The following is a 16,942-nucleotide window of genomic DNA, read 5'->3' as shown; positions in this document are numbered from 1 at the left end:
CTCTAAAAACTATCTACTTGTCTTGGATCAAGTAGCACCTCAGTATGGATTCCAGATTTACGGAACTGAGGTAGCAATGACTTTTTCTTCGCTCGCACGCGTTTTGGCCCCGATGACTATCGGGAATGTCGAACTGAAAAATCGAATCTTCGTTCCTGCCCACACCACCAATTACGCGGTCGGTAACACAATCAGCCAGCGCAACATCGACTACCTCACTCGCAAGGCGCGCGGCGGAGCCGGACTGATCTTCACCGAGGGCATCCGCGTGCACCCCTCGAGTCTTCGGCGGTTCGGGCTGGGCGGTTACAGCCCCGAGGCAATGCAGGGATTCGAGCGACTCGCCGAGAGCGTGCACGAAGCCGGAGCCAAGCTCTTCGCGCAGGTTCTTCACACTGGACGTCACGATGGCAGCGAGTGGACAGGCATGTGGGCCCCCAGCGCTCAACCATGGTCATCTGGCCGTGAGATCCCTCATTCTCTTCGGACCTCGGAAATTCACCTACTCACCCGCGCATACGGAACCGTCACGAAATCGCTCGTTGACAGCGGATTCGATGGCGCAGAAATTCACCTAGGGCATGGTCACCTGCTGCAGCAGTTCCTTTCGCCCATCACCAACACTCGAACGGATGCTTACGGGGGCAGCTACGGGAACCGACTGCGCTTTCCTCGCGAGGTTCTTGAGGGCATTTTCAGCGTGACCGATGCACCGATCGGCATTCGCATCAGTGCAGACGAGATGATGGCTGGCGGACTCGCCGTCGACGACATGCTGCAAGTTTGCCACGACCTTGTCGCTGAGTTCCCCATCGCCTTTCTTCACGTCAGCCATTCAGCGTATGTCGGTGAATATTCCCTCTCGACGCAGATGGCGGACATGTCATTCAGCACGGCGCCGTTCATGGAATACCCCCGTCGGTTCAAACACGAATTCGCTGGCACTCCAGTTCTCGCCGTGTGCCGCGTGGATGACCTCAAGACCGCCGAAGAAGTTCTCTCATCGGATTCGGCCGATATGGTCGGCATGGCTCGGGCACACATCGCGGACCCCGATCTTGTACTCAAGATGACTACAGGCCGGGCAGATCAAATTCGTTCGTGTATCTCATGCAACCAAGCCTGCGTCGGGCGCCTTGAGAAGACACTGCCCATTCGCTGCGTTGTGAACCCAGAGACGGGAATGGAATCGGAGTGGTCGCGAATTCCGAAACCGAGTGCGCATTCGACCGTGCTCGTCGTCGGCGGCGGACCTGCCGGGATGGAAGCCGCTATTGCGGCCCACGATCGCGGTCACCGGGTGGTGCTTGCGGAATCGTCACCGACCCTCGGGGGCCAAGTCCGTCTGGTCGAGAGACTGTCGGCGCGAGAACGGTTTGGATTGCTCACGCGTGAGCTGGAGCGCGACGTTCGGTCGAGAAATATCGAGATTCACCTCGATACAACCGTCACAGCAACAGACATTGTCTCGGGAGATTACGACAGCGTCATTGTCTCGACCGGGTCCTATCCACCGCCAGCCGACGATGGCCGCATCGACGCATGGAAGGCCATCAACGATCCCGATGCTCTCGAGCCACACGTTGTAATCGTGGACGACGACGGTGGGTGGGCAGCTCCCTCTCTCGCACTGACACTGGCGCAGAAGGGTCGAACGGTCGACATCGTCACAACAATGGACTCGGCTTTTCCTGCAATCACCGTCTACTCGCGACTTTCCCTGTATCCGAGCCTTGAGAAAGCCGGTGTCGCACTACACGTTCTCAGCAACGTGTCTGACGACAACTCGGCGATTGACAAAACGTTGGGCACACGCATCGCACTCCCTGCCAACACCAGTGTTGTTTCTGTTCGCCCACAGGTCGCCGCTGACGGGCTCGCGCGCGAACTCGAGACGCTGAGCTTTTCTCGCCCTGTACACGTCGTCGGCGATGCCTACGCGCCTCGCTCGGCAATGGAGGCCACGTTTGAGGGACGCGGCGCTGGTTACCTGGTCGGCGTCGCCATCGGCAACGAATGGAACGGACCCGCCCTTCGAACGCCCTACATCGAGAACGGTGGCGGCGAGCTCATCACCGACCTCATCACCCACGATCTAGCAAAGGCAGGAAGCTGATGTCTGATAGCGAAGAATTCGATCTCGTCATCGAAGGCGGAACTGTTATCGACGAACACAACGAGCGTGCTCTTGACGTCTACGTGCGAAACGGCCAGATCGCCGCGCTCACCGAGCCGAACGAGCGGCTTGCGGCTCGCCACACTCTCGAGGCGCGTGGACTCGCGGTTCTGCCGGGGATGATCGACGCCCACACGCACTTTCGCACCTGGTCAAAACACTCCGACACCTTCGGCGAGATGTCTGACGCTGCCGCCGCAGGCGGGATCACCACAGTTGCGGGTTTCGTGATGGGCATGAATGCAGAAGGAACGACGCTCGCGTCGCGCGTTCGAGAGTGCCTCGCAGAGGCGAGTTCCACATCGCCCATCGACTTTGCGTTTCACGCGGCCATTGCCGATGAAGAGCACACGCTTGACGAGCTCAGCGAGATGATCGACCTCGGTGTGACCTCGTTCAAGATGTTCATGATCAATCGGGCCAGACGCATGATGGTCGACGATGGCTTCCTGCTCACCGCAATGAAGCGCATTTCTGACCTGGGCGGCTTGCCTATGGTGCACGCCGAACTCGAAGATCTTTCGATGGCACTGGCCGCCGAAGCGCGTACCGACCGCGAGTTGACGAGCGTGCAGCGGTTCGTTGCCGCACGGCCGACCTGGCTCGAGGCAGAAGCTACCCGCCGCGCCATTCAGGTAGCGAAACAAGCGGATGTGCCGCTGTACGTGGTGCACGTTACGTGCGAAGACGCGTTGAACGAGATTCGCCGCGCGCGGCAGCAGGGGCTCACCGTATTTGCTGAGACGTGCCCGCAGTATCTCAGCCTCACCGACGACGCGATGTCGCGCCAAGGAGGGCTCGTGAAGGTTGCTCCGCCGCTTCGTTCGGAACGCGACCGGCAGACGCTTGTCGACGCCGTGCTGAACGGCGAGATCGATGTCGTCTCATCAGACCACGCCCCCTACACACGGCAGGTCAAGACAGATGCCACGACAGATTTTCTCGACATCCCCGTCGGTATGCCGGGCACGCAAACACTCGTGGGAGTGACCTGGAAAGTGCTTTCGGAAGCCGGTGGCAGCCCACACGACCTCGTACGTGTTCTCGCCGCCACCCCAGCGCGCGTCTTCGGACTCACCGGGAAGGGGCGTATCGACGTCGGTTCCGACGCAGACATCACACTCGTGGATTTCACGGACACCACCACGGTCAGCGTTGATGACCTCCACGGGCCCGCGGGTTACAGCGCGTACGAAGGGTGGCGATTGCCACTTCGCATCGTCGAAACGCTCCAGCGCGGTGAGTCGGTACTGAAGAACGATGCGGTCCGCACGAACGACGTCGGTCGGTTCATCTCACGTGAGCCGCACAGGGGCGGAACGGAGGCGCGCCGATGAGCTATCTCAACTGGAATGACGTGAGCAACGGCATCGTGCCCGACCTTGATGCACAGGATCGAGCTGTCATCGACTCGACGAAGTATGGCACCAAGCAGGGAATCGGCGAACGCCCTGCATTGATTCTCGTTGATTTTCAGAACGCATACCTCGGCCTCGATCGACCCATCCTCGACCAGCTCGACTCCTACTCAAGCGGGGGTGGAGAGGGGGCGTGGGCGGCGCTGCGAACGATGCTTCCCGTACTCGCGGTGGCGCGCACCTCCGGCATCCCAGTCGTGCTCAGCCGAATCGCATACCCACGCGACGCAGAGCACGACAACGGGTTCGTGAAGAAACGTGGGTCATCACCGCACTTCATTGAAGGTTCTGACGGCGCCCGCTTCGCCGAGGAGCTTCACCCCGCTCACAACGATGTTCTGGTCACCAAGCAGGCAGCGAGTTGCTTTCAGGGAACCTCACTTCACGATGACCTCGCGGCGCTCGGCGTCGACAGCATCATCGTTGCCGGCCTCTCGACAAGCGGATGCGTGCGCGCGACCGTCGTCGACGGCGCCGCCTTGGGGTACCGATGTGCGGTCGTCGTCGACGGCACAGCCGACCGCATCCAACTCTCACGCCGCATCGCCCTCTTCGATATCTGGATGAAGTACGGCGATCTCGTGACGGCGGATGCCGCAGTGCACCTCATCGAATCACAGAAGGAGAAGTAGAAGCATGCCACAGGTCGTTCGATCAGCAACTACGTCATGGACAGGAACGTTGGCAGAAGGCGAAGGCTATCTCGCCACCGGTTCAGGGGCAATCACTTCGCTCCCCCTCACGTTTCCCCGACGCATGGGAGAACCAGAAGGCTTCACGAGCCCCGAAGAGCTTCTGGCGTCAACCCATGCCTCCTGTTTCGCCATGTCACTCGCGAGTGCGCTCGCCGCTGCAGCGGCCTCGTTCGTCGAACTTGTCGTCACCGTGGATGTGACGCTAAACCGCGTCGATGGAACTCTGGCCGTCACAAGCTCTGACGTACAGGTTGCCGTCGATTCAGAAAGCATCGATCAGGCAGCGCTCGACGAACTGCTCGAGACCGCAGACAAGCGTTGCCCGATGTCGCAACTGATCCGGCACGGCGCACGCGTCACTATCAGCGGCGTCGTTGAAGGATGACCATGCGTTCGGATCTCTTTGACCTCAACGGATTTCATGCGCTCGTCACAGGTGGCGGCGAGGGAGGGCTCGGCGCAGCCATGGCGATTTCCCTCGCCCGCGCTGGTGCAGACGTTGCCGTTCTCGAGCTCGAATCGGGAATCGAGCGCGCCGACCACACCGCCGCACGCGTCGCCGACCACGGTGTCGAATCGCTAGCTCTGAGCGGCGACGTCGCTGATTCAGCATCCGTGGATCATGCCGTGTCAACCGTTGAGGAGCGCTGGGGTCACATCGACATTCTCGTCAACGCAGCCGGAATCATGCTGCGGAAGCCCAGCATCGACACCGCAATCAGCGAGTGGCAACGCATCATCGATGTGAACCTCACGGGCACCTGGATGGTGAGCAACCGTGTCGCACCGAAGATGCTCGAGCGCGGCTACGGACGCATCATCAACGTGGCATCTCAGTACGCACAGTTGGCTGGCCCTCTGCCCGAACCTGCCTACTACGCGTCGAAAGGCGGCGTTGCGAACCTGACACGGGGTCTCGCAAGCGAATGGGGCACTCAGGGCGTCACTGTGAACTGCATCGCTCCGGGCACGTTCTACCCCACGGCGATGACCCGACCACTAGCCGACGATCCCGATCGATTGGAGTGGATGAGATCGCGAACACTTCTGCATCGCCTCGGAGATCCCGCAACTGACCTATCGGGCCCCACAGTGTTCTTGGCAAGTGAAGCGAGTGCCTACGTGACGGGCGCGTTGGTTCCCGTTGATGGTGGGTGGACATCGTGGTAATCGAAACGCCGTCTGAGACAGACTCTCAAATCACGAAAGCACAGGCACTTCGAGCACTCCACCATGCGCCACAGTTGCTCAGCCTCGTCAATGTCTGGGACGCAGCGGCAGCTCGCGCGATTGCCGAGCTTACGGACACGCAAGCCATCGCGACGGCCGGGCACTCGATAGCGGCCTCACTCGGGTATCTCGACGGAGCCGTTCCGCGCGACGAAATGCTGAACGTGGTGAGTCGCATTGCGTCTGCTGTTGATCTGCCGGTTACTGCCGATCTCGACGATGGTTATGGGGATGCTGGCGAAACAGTTCGCCGCGCCGTGTCATGCGGCGTTGTCGGCGCCAACATAGAAGATCGTCTACGCCCCCTCGACGAATCAGCGAGCGCAATTAGATGTGCCGTCACCGGAGGCGAAGCAGAAGGTGTGCCTGTCGTGGTGAACGCCCGTACCGACGCATTCGTCATTGACCGGAACCGGCCGTTGGACGAGAAGGTCGCTGATGCCATCACACGGGGCCGCGCCTACCGTGATGCCGGAGCTGATTGTGTCTTCGTGCCAGGTAATTTCGACGCGTCAGTCGTCGAACGTCTCGTCGAAGGAATTGGCGTACGCCGTGTCAGTGTCATTGGGCTTCCTTTAATACCTCCCCCAGCCGAGCTCCAGGAACTCGGTGTGGCGCGAGTTTCTTATGGGCAATTCACACAACGCGTTGCCCTGGGGGCGCTGCAAGATCTGGCGCGTTCCCTCGCCGACGGCGGAACACTGCCTTCGGGCATCCGCAACTTGAACTGATTACCGTTAAGAGAAATGGACAATGATGTCGAAGAACCTTCAAGAATCAGAAAACGCCTCCGTGCCACGCACGGATGACGCCCGCAAAGTCGTTCTCGCCTCGATGATCGGCAACGCGATGGAATGGTACGACTTCGCGGTCTACGGGTACTTCGCTGTGGTGATCGGAGAACAGTTCTTCTCAGCCGGAACTCCGACCGTGCAGTTGCTCTCATCGTTCGCTGTATTTGGCGTGGGGTTCGTTGCCCGGCCCTTGGGTGCGGTCGTGTTCGGACACTTCGGCGACGTACACGGTCGCAAGAAGGCCTTCTCGCTTTCTCTACTGCTGATGTGCGCGTCGACATTCCTCATGGGGCTGCTTCCGAATCACGAAACGGCCGGAACGTTTGCCGTCGTTGCACTGGTTCTTCTTCGACTGATGCAGGGCTTCTCTAACGGCGGTGAATTCGGCGGCTCGGTCGCCTATTTGACCGAAAATGCTCCGCCCTCGAAACGTGGATTCTGGGGTAGCTTTCAACAGAACAGCCTCGTCATAGGCCTCATGATGGGAACGATCGTAAGCGTGACGATCACGTCAACACTTACCGCTGATCAGTTGTCTACGTGGGGCTGGAGGCTTCCATTCCTTGCAGGGGTGCTCCTCGGAATTCCGGGCTACTACATTCGCATGAAACTGGCTGACACGGCCGAGTACACGGAAAAGGTGGTGGACCCCGGTGAAAAAACACGTCGCCCCATTCTCGAGGCGCTCCAGGTGCACTGGAAAGATATGTTCCGCGCCTTCTGGCTTCCCGCTTCGCCCGCGTTCTACGTGATGATGACGTTTCTGCCGACATACTTGGCAACTCAACTGGTATTTACACCGACCGAGGGGCTTTTGATCACCCTCGCAATGCAGATCGCATACGTGCTCGTGATGCCGCTTTCAGGCAAGCTCTCCGACAAGATTGGGCGCAAGCCTGTGATGCTCGGAGGCTACGCGCTGGCCGCGATTGCCATCTACCCTGTCTTCTTGGCTTTCAATCTGCATAGTGTCCCGATCGCGGTCCTCGCCGTGATGCCCATGTCTGTGGCGTTATCGGGAATGTTCGCTCCGTTGGCTGCGCTCATCACCGAACTATTCCCGGCACGTATTCGGTACACAGCACTTTCGGTGCCGTACAACATTCACGCGGCCATCTTGGGCGGCTTCACTCCGTATATCGCTACGCTTTTGATCAGCGTCACGGGGTGGAATGCGGCGCCCACGCTGCTCGTCATCGGAATTTCGGTTGTCTGTTTCATTGTCGTCTCGACGTTCCCCGAAACCCGCGCCCGTAAGCTCACGTGATCAACGGGTTCGGGGCGATCTACGTCCTTCTGACCGTACCTTCGCGCTTCGACGCGCTCTCTCGCACTCTGAGAACGGCAAGACACGGTCAAGGGTGCGTTCAACCGCGAGGGACTGGAGCGACGTCCTCACTCCTTCAGCGAATAAGAGTTTCGATGAAGTCTGATCCGAGCTTCTGGATAACACGTAGATCCGCGTGATATCGAACCATTCTTCCCTCGCGTTCCGCAACCACAATTCCGGCCTCACGCAAAGCACGCAGATGCCGAGAAATTTGCGGCTCTGCCATCTTGAGTGCAAGTGCAAGCTCCCTCGGCGGTTGAGGCTGCCGCATAAGCCCGCGGATAATCTTCTTCCTCGTCGGATCTTGCATCGCTTTGAATCGCTGCGTGACAGTCGCCAGCGTCACCGCCTCATCGTTGCGCGGTGGATATTGAACGACCGTGGGAAAATCATCATTCCCCTTAATGAGGATGTGTGGATCGAGATGCCGAGACGGCATTAAGAGCAGCCCCCGATCTGATCGAGTGACTCGGTGAAACTGCTTGTCGAACACCACTCGGGCATCGTCAGGCGACATCGTGGCCATGGACGAGACCGAAGCGATCGCAGACACACCACGGCTTCGCAATTCACTCCGCATCGCATGGCCTCGCTCGGCGAGACTCGGCATCAGCATGTCGAACTCATGCTCGATGACAGTGTCCGATCGCACTCGCGTAAGTATGTTGATCAATGCTCGGCGAGACTCATCTGGATTCTCGAAGAGCTGCGTTGCCAATCTGCCCCGTAACGGAGACAAACGAGACGCCCTAGCGACAAGGCTAGGGCCGTGCACGTCAACATCGATCACCTCAGCAGGGAGGCGCGCACCTTCCAGAATGGCGTGGGTGGTGAGCTTCACGAACTGCGCTAGCGGAAGCTGAATGATTGCCTCGATCTCTGCATCGAACGACAGGTGCGGGTCCTTCGAGAGCGGTAACATGTATCGCGCTTTGTACGGACCCCACACTGGCGCCCAGGCACGAATCATGGCCAAAAGAGACGCGTCGATCTTGCTAAACCATGACGCGGCCAGTCTGTGTGTACTCGGGTGATGGTCAATGAAGCAGATCGCGTGAAGAAGGGCACCGAGCTCCGCTAGCTCCGAGTTTCGGACAACGCAGTCATCGACATGTTTGGGGGCCAGGAGTGTCCATGTCATATCAGGATGCTACTTGAACTGTAACGCGTGACTGTTAATACTCGCGACTTCGCTACATCGCTACAACGGTGCCCGTGATCAACTATTGGCAGGATTCTCAGGTATCATCACCCCACAACGCGTCGACATCTTTGCAGTCCCCTGAGCTGTGCAGTAACGCATGCCTGTTAATCCTATTTACCGGCGACCCTGTCACTGTCTAATGTCGAGTCCGAAAGCGGCGTTGGCGATGTGAGCCGACCCGATAGGCACTTGAACGACGGCCATCCGAGGCCGCGGGAAGAGATGACATGAGTCCGGAATCGATGAAGATCCCAGGTAAGAAACGCAAGTTACTAAGCTGCATCGGAGCTCTCGCTGCCGCAACCCTTCTCCTCGTTGGGTGCGCCCCCGGCAGCAATGAGTCAGGAGAGAATGGCGAATCGGCAACGCTCACCACCGCTGTGGTTCAGATTCCACCCATGCTTGACACCGCAATGACGACGTACACGCCGACAGGCTGGCTCATGCGGAATGTCGTCGAGGGTCTCGTCACCAGCGACATCAATTACAACGTCAAGCCGATGCTTGCTGATAGTTGGAACGTCGCCGATGACGGACTCTCTATCACTTTCACGCTGCGCCAAGATGTCACCTTCCACAACGGTGACACGATGGACGCCGACGATGTCGTCGCATCAATGCAACGCTGGACAGAATTGTCAGCTCTCGGTCAATCAGCGATTCCCGGAGCAGTATGGGAAGCGACAGATGACAACACCGTGGTCGTAGTGCTCCAGGAACGGAACTCTGTTCTTCTGCAGATGCTGGCGTCAGGGGGCGCAAACATTGCCGCGATCTACCCGCAAGAGATCGTCGAAGAGTACGGTACTGACCCCATCGATGATTTCGTTGGCACCGGCCCGTACACGCTCGAAGAGTACAAACCGGATGAGTTCGTCAAGCTCAAGCGCTTCGCCGACTATTCGAACCGCACGGAACCAGCCGACGGACTTGCAGGCGATCGCACGCCGACCTACGACGAGATTGAGTTCCTGCAGGTCTCGGACAACCAGACTCGCTTCGGAGGCGCTCTCACCGGCCAGTACGACATCACTCTGGCCTCGCCAGAGGACTATTCGAAGATTCAGGATGCCCCCGAGCTGGAGCCCATCCTCAATTGGGTTGGCAGCTTGTATCTGAACTACAACAAGAAGGAAGGCGCGATGGCTGACGTCGCCGTGCGCCAGGCAGTGAACACTGCGATCGGCTCTGAAGAGATCATGAACGCTTTTGAGCCATCACCTGACCTCTACGAAATGCGCCCAGGCATCATGCTCCGCTCGCAGGAGGAACAGTGGAACTCAGATGCAGATGCCGACAGTTACAACGTCAACGATCCAGAACTCGCGAAGCAGATGCTCACCAAAACAGACTATGCAAACGAGCCTGTCACGATCATGGCGCAGCAGAATGACCGAAGCGCCAAAGCCGCGATTGTCATTCAACAGCAGCTCGAAGCAGCTGGGTTCTCGATCGAGTTGAAAGTTGTTGACGCGACCACGTTGCTCAAACAGCGCGAAGACCCTCAAGAGTGGGACATCCTCGTGTACGGCCTCAATAGCAAGCTGGAGCCGTCAGCGATGGCGTTCTTTTCACCCGACTTCGCGGGTTGGACAAATGACCCGACGATCACTCAACTGCTCAAAGACTATCGAGGTGCCGCCACGTACGACGAGGCGCGTGCGATGTACCCGCAGATCATCGAGGCGTACGCGGAGTATCGAGCCATGACCAAGGTTGCCGATTGGACTGACGTCATCGCTGTAAAGACAGGTCTGGAATCGGCCCCCGTTCACGATTCACAGATCGTGTTCTGGTCAGTGCCGCTTCTCGACTGACGTCCCCGTTGGGTGGGGCAGCGATCACCCGAATGCCCCACCCACTTACTTTCGGAAGGAAAGTACCGAGATGCTCAAGGCAATGTTCTCTCGCTTAGGCGGGTTGATTGTCGTTCTCTTCATCGTTTCCATAGTGGTCTTCCTCCTTCTGTACATCTCAGGTGGCGACGCTGCGCTTGCCCTTCTGGGCAATACGGCTACACCAGAACAGGTTGCAGCAATGCGGTCGTCTTTGGGGTTGGACAGACCGCTCATGGTTCAGTACGGCGATTGGATCCTCGGGGTGTTCCACGGGGATCTGGGGCAATCCTTCTACCGTCGCGAGAGCGTCGTGGAAGTGATCTTCAGCCGCCTCGAGCCAACCGTATCGATTGCTATCGTCGCGCAGCTCGTCGCATTGTGTATTGCAGTTCCTCTCGGCATCGCATCTGCCCGCAGAGTGAACTCCACGCTCGATGGAATCGTGACGACATACACAATGATCGGTATGGCGACGCCCGGGTTCGTGTTCGCGTTGCTGCTTGCACTCGTATTCGCGTTTCAATTGCAATGGTTCCCGCTCTCGGGCTATTCGCCGCTCGCGGATGGAGTTGGCACGTGGCTCCGATTCATTGCACTGCCCGCGATATCTCTCGGCGTCGTCCACTCTGCATTACTCACGCGAATGACACGCTCGTCCATGCTTGACGTGCTCTCCCAGGATTTCATTCGCACTGCGCGCTCCAAAGGTGCTTCTTCGCTCCGCATTGTCTACGGTCACGCATTGAAGAACGCCGCCATCCCTATCGTGACGCTGGTCGGAGTGGGCTTCGCTGTGCTCGTCACCGGAGCCCTCGTGACGGAAACGATTTTCAATGTTCCCGGTCTTGGCAAGCTCATGGTCGAGTCCATCGAGCGGCGGGACATTCCGGTCATACAGGGCGTCGTGCTTCTGGCCACTGTGACGTTCATCTTCATCAACTTTGTTGTTGATGTTCTCTATCTGATTCTCGACCCCCGGGTAAGGCAAAGCGCATGACGCTCAAACTCAATCCAGCGAGCACTCCTGTGGAGCCGCGAGCACAAAATCGACAGCTCACATTCTCGTACCGCTTTCTGCGTCGGCCCGCTTTTCGTGTTGGCGCAACTCTTGCAGTGCTGCTGCTCGTGCTCGCTGTCGTCATTCCGCCGATCGTCGGATACGATCCGTACTCCGTTGACCCGTCCGTGCGTCTGAGCCCGCCGAGCTTCACACACCTTTATGGTACAGATGACTTCGGCCGCGACCTTTTCTCGCGCACCAACGGCGGCTTCCAGGTCTCTTTGATGATCGGGGCATCCGTCGCGATCAGCTCGGCGATCCTGGGAACACTGCTGGGGGCTCTTGCCGGCTATTACCGCGCAGTCGATGCCATCATCATGCGAATCTGCGATGGGCTCATGGCGTTCCCTGGAATTCTGCTTGCAATGGCCCTCGTCGCTTCACTCGGTTCCAGCCTGGTAAATGTGATCATCGCGCTCGTGATTGTACTCACGCCCGGAATTGCTCGCCTCATTCGCTCACGAGTGCTCGCGATCAAAGAGGAGCTCTTCATCGAAGCAATGAGAAGTCAGGGAGCCTCGTCGCTGCGCATTCTGCTGCGCCACATTCTGCCGAACACGCTGAATGTTCTGCTCGTGCAAGTCGCATACATCTTCGCTGATTCGATCATGGTTGAGGCTGCGCTGAGCTTCCTCGGCGCTGGAGTCGCCCCGCCCACACCCAGCCTCGGCAACATTCTGTACGACGGCAAGCAAGTCTTTCTCACCTCACCGTGGATGGTCATTTTTCCATCACTCATGCTGATCGTCATGGTCATGGTCGTCAATTTCTTCGGTGATGCGGTGCGTGAGGCTCTCGATCCCAAGGCTTCTCGACGTCGATGGACGCAGCGAAGCAAGTCAGTGTGGCTAGGAAGATTCTCCAATGTTTGATCCTGATAACAAGAATTCCCCGATTCTCGAAGTGAACTCGCTGCGCACATCGTTCATGACTGTGACAGGGCCCCAGGATGCTGTGAATGGGGTGTCTTTCGATGTCGGCGTCAGCGAGATTGTTGGCATCGTCGGCGAATCGGGATCCGGAAAGAGCACCATAGCGATGTCGATCATGCAATTGCACGACCCGGGCGCTGCAGCGTGCTCTGGGGAAGTCGTGTTTGGCGGCCAGAACTTGCTTAACTGCACAGACGACGAGCTGCGAAAAGTACGAGGCCCTGGTATCGGGATGATCTTCCAGGACCCGCAAAGTTCGTTGAACCCAGTTCAGAAGATCGGCCACCAGGTGCTGGAATCGAGCATGCTGCACAATTCGCTGAGTCGGCCACAGGCAAAGAATGCCGTCATCGAGCTCATCGACAAGGTTGGAATTCCGGAACCAGATCTCTGTTTTGACCGCTATCCGCACGAACTATCTGGCGGAATGAAACAGCGCATCATGATCAGCATCGCGATAGCTTCGAACCCCAAGCTCCTGATCGCCGACGAGCCGACAACTGCACTCGACGTCACTGTTCAGGCCCAGATCTTGGAACTGATCCGGGCGCTCGGCCGCAGTCATGACATGAGCGTGCTGTTCATCAGCCACGACCTTGCCGTCATCTCGCAACTGTGCGACCGCGTCATCGTGATGCGCAACGGGGAGATCGTCGAGACTGCAACCACTGCGGAACTCTTCCGTGCGCCGAAGGAGGACTACACGAAAATGCTCCTTCAGGCAGCTGCGTTGAAAAGTCGGAATCAAGAACTAGCGGAACGAGGAGTGCGGTGATGAATCGGTCTAAAGCTGGGCCCCTTCTCGATGTGAAGGATCTAGTCAAGGTCTACGGCTCACGTAGGAGTGGACGCCAGAACGGGTATGTCGCTGTGGACACTGTGTCATTCGACATAGAACGCGGGCGCACTTTCGGGTTAGTCGGCGAATCAGGCTCTGGAAAAAGCACAATTGGCCGCGCCGTGCTTCGACTGATCGAACTGACGTCAGGCGAGGTCAGAATCAACGGCACCAACATCGGCAGACTGTCCACACGAGAGCTTCGCAGGGCGCGTCAAGAAATGCAGATGGTTTTTCAGGATCCGTACTCGTCACTGAACCCCCGGGTTCGCGTGGGCAGCACCATACGTGAGGCGATGCGCATCTGCGGCAAAACTCGAACCTCTGGTCACAACGGCGAACTCAATGAGCTACTTCTGAAGGTTGGGCTCACTCCTGAGTTTGCAAACCGGTACCCGCACGAATTGAGCGGGGGACAGCTTCAACGCATTGCGATCGCGCGAGCGATGAGTGTCTCGCCTTCCCTGGTGGTACTCGACGAACCTACCTCTGCTTTGGACGTCTCGGTGCAGAAGGGCATCTTGAAGTTGCTCACGGATATTCAGATAGAGCACAACGTGAGCTACCTGTTCATTTCACACGACATCGCCGTCGTGAGGGCGATGTCGGACGTCATCGGAGTGATGAAGGCCGGGAAGCTCGTGGAAACGGGCGCCGCTGAACAGGTGCTTGACAATCCGCAGCATGAGTACACGAAAGAGTTACTCACTGCTGTGCCGAAACTACCGGGCGAGTCCGCCGCACTGGCGTTCTCAGCACCCGAGTAACAGGAGAATTGCATGGAATCTATATTTCGATCGAGAACAAGCAGCGTCGTCGCTGTGCCTCTCGAAAGCGACCCGCGGTTCGCGTACTCGCTGCTTCTGCCAGCAGAGACCGATGAGAGTACGCGACTCGTCGTGTCGGTCCATGGGTCCAAACGTGATCCGCTTGGTGCGCTTCAAGCATTTCGCGACTTAGCAGCGTGGCACAACGTCGCCGTGATCGCGCCTCATTTCCCCCGACTCGCACACGACAGCGAAGACCTCCTCGGCTACAAAATGCTGCGCTGGGGGAATATGCACTACGACGAGATCCTCTTCTCTATGATTGCCGAGGCTCACCAGAGTTACGGAACGCCCGTCGGCCGCTTCGCAATATCTGGTTACTCTGGTGGCGGACAGTTCGTCGAGAGATTCGCACTCTTCCACAGCCGAAGACTCATCGCCGCGGCGATTGGCGCACCTGGACGAGTGACGTTGCCCACGTTTGACCACCCCTGGTGGGTGGGTCTGCGAGACACCGAAAGCCGGCTTGGGCTGACTGCAGATCTCGAGGCATTGCGTCGTCTTCCGACCCAGATCGTTGTCGGCAGCCTTGATGTCGGCCCCGCCGTCGAGGTCAGCCGAACGAGCGAGATCTGGCGGGAGTCGATGGGCATCGCGGGGGCTACGCGCGTCGATCGCGCGAGATCCCTCTACGAGTCGCTACAGCACCTTGGCGCACCCGTTTGTCTGGAGATAATCCCTGACGAAGCGCACAACAACTGTCCCGGCGCGTTCGAGGCGATGAGTTACTTTCTCGCGGGGCAGATCCGGGAAAGCCGCGTGCAGCCCTGAGCCATCCCAGTCGGGATTGCGTTTGCTCCAGATGCCTTATCGTCTGCGTAGATCGGGATACGGCGCGATGTAGATCTTCTCGCGGCTGTCGCGCTGCGCTGCGAACGCAGCCTCGTAGTCCTCGAGCGGGAAAGTGCGCGTTGGGATCGCGTCGAGCGGGAGACTCTGCAGCATCGCCACCGCACGCTCGTGAGTGTACGGGTTGATGATCGAGCCGACGATCGTGAGCTCCTTGTCGTAGACCTCGCGGGGTGTGAGCGCGAGGGTGTCGTCTGGCACAGCGACGCCGAAGACGAGGAACGTGCCGCCCTTGCGGATGCGATTCAGCAGGTCGCGCGCGATGGCGGCGCGGCCCACAGCATCCACCACCGAATGGAAGCCCTGCTCCCCCGCCAGAGCGGAGACTTCAGCCGAGTCAAGGTCATCGGGGTGCACAGCGAGGTCGGCGCCCATCTTCAGCGCGAGCTCGCGACGTGACTCCGAGGGCTCCGACACCACGATCGGTGTCAGCCCGCGCGCCTTCGACAATGCCACGAGCATCGCACCGGCGGGACCGCAGCCGGAGATGAGGATCGACGTGCCGGAGGTCGGGTTGAGGCGATCCATCGAGTGGATGCAGCATGCGAGAGGCTCTGCCATCGCGCCGATCTTGGGATCTGTCTGCGGGTCGAGCCGGTACAGAATGCGCGCCGGCGCCACCATCGTCGTTGTCATGCCACCGTCGAGCTTGACCCCATACCCCTTCTTACTTGTACACAAGTGCTCATCCCCCGAGCGGCAGTACGTGCACGCCGTGCAGTACTTGTGCGGCTCCACGGTGACCAGGTCGCCCACCGCGAGGTCGGAGGAGTCATCGGCGAGCTCGCGCACGATGCCGCAGACCTCGTGGCCCATGATGACGTTCCCGGCCGAGGGGAACGTGCCCTCGAGGATGTGCGTGTCGGTGCCGCAAAGCCCCACCGCGAGAACATCGATCGAGGCTTCGCCCGGAGCGAGCGCCGGGATCGGCTCTTCGGACAGGGTGAGCCCTGACGATCGGCTGTGCCTGAGGGCCGAGCGATTCATACGGCTTCCCTTTCGTCTGCATCATGATTTCCCGCGGCACGGGAGACGTGGTGTCGTGCTGACTCCGCGGCATCCGGGAGGGGCCGATTAAGCGCCGTTCGGTTCATTGTGCTGCCTCTCCGCCTTGTTCGAGAATCCCCGTGAGTCGGGAGATGTGGTTGCGCGCCGCTGCCTCGGCAGCATCCGGGTCGTGCTGGGTGAGGGCGTCGAGAATCGCCCGATGGTCGGCCGTTGCACGGTGTACGCCGCCGCTCAGATTGGTGGAGCGCATCGCCACAATCACCTGACCCTGGATCTCTTCGAGCATCCTGATGAGAACCGGGCTTGCCGCGGCATCCCGAATCTGTCGGTGGAACCGGGCGTCGAGATCAATGTGGCGATGGAAGTCGTCCGGATCGATCGACTCGTGCTCTGTGAGCACCGCGTCGAGGTCCGCCAACGTGGCGTCGCTGATGCTGCTCGCCGCGAGGCGCGCGGCCATGCCCTCAAGTGCTTCGCGTGCATGGTACAGGCTGACGAGTGCCGGTTGCGGGGGGAGGTAGACGACGGCGCCCCGATTGAACTCTTCGATCGCGAGGCCTTCGCGCACGAGCTGCAGCACAGCATCGCGCACGGGGCTGCGGCTGACGCCGAGCTGCTTCGCGAGCGCCGGAACCGCGAGCCGCGCTCCCGGCGGGAGCTCGCCGGTGAGAATCTTCGCGCGCAAGTGTTCGTGAACGCTCGTTCCCACTCGCACGGGAGGCTCCCAGTCCACGTCGTCTACC

At 59.2% G+C, this 16,942-nt stretch carries 16 protein-coding genes; 13 read left to right on the top strand and 3 right to left on the bottom strand.

Features of this window, described 5'->3' with window-relative positions; genetic code table 11:
* Positions 1–76: 76 nt before the first annotated feature.
* From OK352_RS16540 to OK352_RS16510, 7 genes are read left to right on the top strand one after another with little or no spacing between them, the layout of a single operon-like run.
* Positions 77–2,116, top strand: a complete 2,040-nt coding sequence (locus OK352_RS16540) for an oxidoreductase (RefSeq protein ID WP_265142624.1) — start codon at positions 77–79, stop codon at positions 2,114–2,116.
* Positions 2,116–3,513, top strand: a complete 1,398-nt coding sequence (locus OK352_RS16535; protein ID WP_265142623.1) for a dihydroorotase — start codon at positions 2,116–2,118, stop codon at positions 3,511–3,513. Before OK352_RS16540 ends, OK352_RS16535 begins: the two co-directional genes overlap by 1 nt.
* Entirely contained in the window at positions 3,510–4,226 is a 717-nt protein-coding gene (locus OK352_RS16530; protein ID WP_265142622.1) for a cysteine hydrolase family protein, read from the top strand. Before OK352_RS16535 ends, OK352_RS16530 begins: the two co-directional genes overlap by 4 nt.
* Entirely contained in the window at positions 4,186–4,674 is a 489-nt protein-coding gene (locus OK352_RS16525; protein ID WP_306387811.1) for an OsmC family peroxiredoxin, read from the top strand. The genes OK352_RS16530 and OK352_RS16525 overlap by 41 nt, the downstream gene beginning before the upstream one ends.
* A gap of 2 nt (positions 4,675–4,676) precedes the next feature.
* Entirely contained in the window at positions 4,677–5,459 is a 783-nt protein-coding gene (locus OK352_RS16520; RefSeq protein WP_265142620.1) for an SDR family NAD(P)-dependent oxidoreductase, read from the top strand.
* Entirely contained in the window at positions 5,459–6,250 is a 792-nt protein-coding gene (locus tag OK352_RS16515; protein ID WP_372338123.1) for an isocitrate lyase/PEP mutase family protein, read from the top strand. Before OK352_RS16520 ends, OK352_RS16515 begins: the two co-directional genes overlap by 1 nt.
* Before the next feature lie 22 nt (positions 6,251–6,272).
* On the top strand, positions 6,273–7,580 hold the full coding sequence (locus tag OK352_RS16510) for an MFS transporter (protein ID WP_265142618.1): 1,308 nt from the start codon (positions 6,273–6,275) through the stop codon (positions 7,578–7,580).
* Positions 7,581–7,716: 136 nt separating this feature from the next.
* Here OK352_RS16510 and OK352_RS16505 read toward each other — a convergent pair whose 3' ends face one another.
* Positions 7,717–8,784 carry an ArsR/SmtB family transcription factor gene (locus OK352_RS16505; protein ID WP_265142617.1) on the bottom strand — a complete coding sequence of 356 codons (1,068 nt, stop codon included), beginning with the start codon at positions 8,782–8,784 and terminating at the stop codon, positions 7,717–7,719.
* Between the two features lie 461 nt (positions 8,785–9,245).
* Between OK352_RS16505 and OK352_RS16500 the strand changes: the two genes are divergently transcribed.
* From OK352_RS16500 to OK352_RS16475, 6 genes are all read left to right on the top strand, one after another.
* Positions 9,246–10,664 carry an ABC transporter substrate-binding protein gene (locus OK352_RS16500; protein ID WP_265142616.1) on the top strand — a complete coding sequence of 473 codons (1,419 nt, stop codon included), beginning with the start codon at positions 9,246–9,248 and terminating at the stop codon, positions 10,662–10,664.
* 82 nt (positions 10,665–10,746) lie between these two features.
* A complete protein-coding gene (locus OK352_RS16495) occupies positions 10,747–11,682 on the top strand; it encodes an ABC transporter permease (RefSeq protein ID WP_265142615.1) in 936 nt (311 codons plus the stop codon).
* Positions 11,679–12,617 carry an ABC transporter permease gene (locus tag OK352_RS16490; RefSeq protein ID WP_265142614.1) on the top strand — a complete coding sequence of 313 codons (939 nt, stop codon included), beginning with the start codon at positions 11,679–11,681 and terminating at the stop codon, positions 12,615–12,617. The genes OK352_RS16495 and OK352_RS16490 overlap by 4 nt, the downstream gene beginning before the upstream one ends.
* An 82-nt stretch (positions 12,618–12,699) precedes the next feature.
* Positions 12,700–13,452 (top strand): ABC transporter ATP-binding protein, encoded by a 753-nt coding sequence (locus tag OK352_RS16485; protein WP_265142613.1) that lies wholly within the window; start codon positions 12,700–12,702, stop codon positions 13,450–13,452.
* 95 nt (positions 13,453–13,547) lie between these two features.
* The gene (locus OK352_RS16480; RefSeq protein WP_265142612.1) at positions 13,548–14,282 is read left to right on the top strand and encodes an ATP-binding cassette domain-containing protein; all 735 of its coding nucleotides are present in this window, start codon (positions 13,548–13,550) and stop codon (positions 14,280–14,282) included.
* A gap of 12 nt (positions 14,283–14,294) precedes the next feature.
* On the top strand, positions 14,295–15,113 hold the full coding sequence (locus OK352_RS16475) for an alpha/beta hydrolase family protein (protein WP_265142611.1): 819 nt from the start codon (positions 14,295–14,297) through the stop codon (positions 15,111–15,113).
* 36 nt (positions 15,114–15,149) lie between these two features.
* Here OK352_RS16475 and OK352_RS16470 read toward each other — a convergent pair whose 3' ends face one another.
* Both OK352_RS16470 and OK352_RS16465 read right to left on the bottom strand, forming a co-directional pair.
* Positions 15,150–16,178, bottom strand: coding sequence for an alcohol dehydrogenase catalytic domain-containing protein (locus OK352_RS16470; RefSeq protein WP_265142610.1), 1,029 nt, complete (start codon positions 16,176–16,178; stop codon positions 15,150–15,152).
* 103 nt (positions 16,179–16,281) lie between these two features.
* Positions 16,282–16,932 carry a GntR family transcriptional regulator gene (locus OK352_RS16465; protein ID WP_265142609.1) on the bottom strand — a complete coding sequence of 217 codons (651 nt, stop codon included), beginning with the start codon at positions 16,930–16,932 and terminating at the stop codon, positions 16,282–16,284.
* Positions 16,933–16,942 lie beyond the last annotated feature (10 nt).

Origin of the sequence: Microbacterium sp. MPKO10, from assembly GCF_026107415.2 — a bacterium.
Lineage (GTDB): Bacteria > Actinomycetota > Actinomycetes > Actinomycetales > Microbacteriaceae > Paramicrobacterium.
Note: the sequence above shows the minus strand (reverse complement) of the source record. Positions and strands in the feature narration are given on the sequence as shown.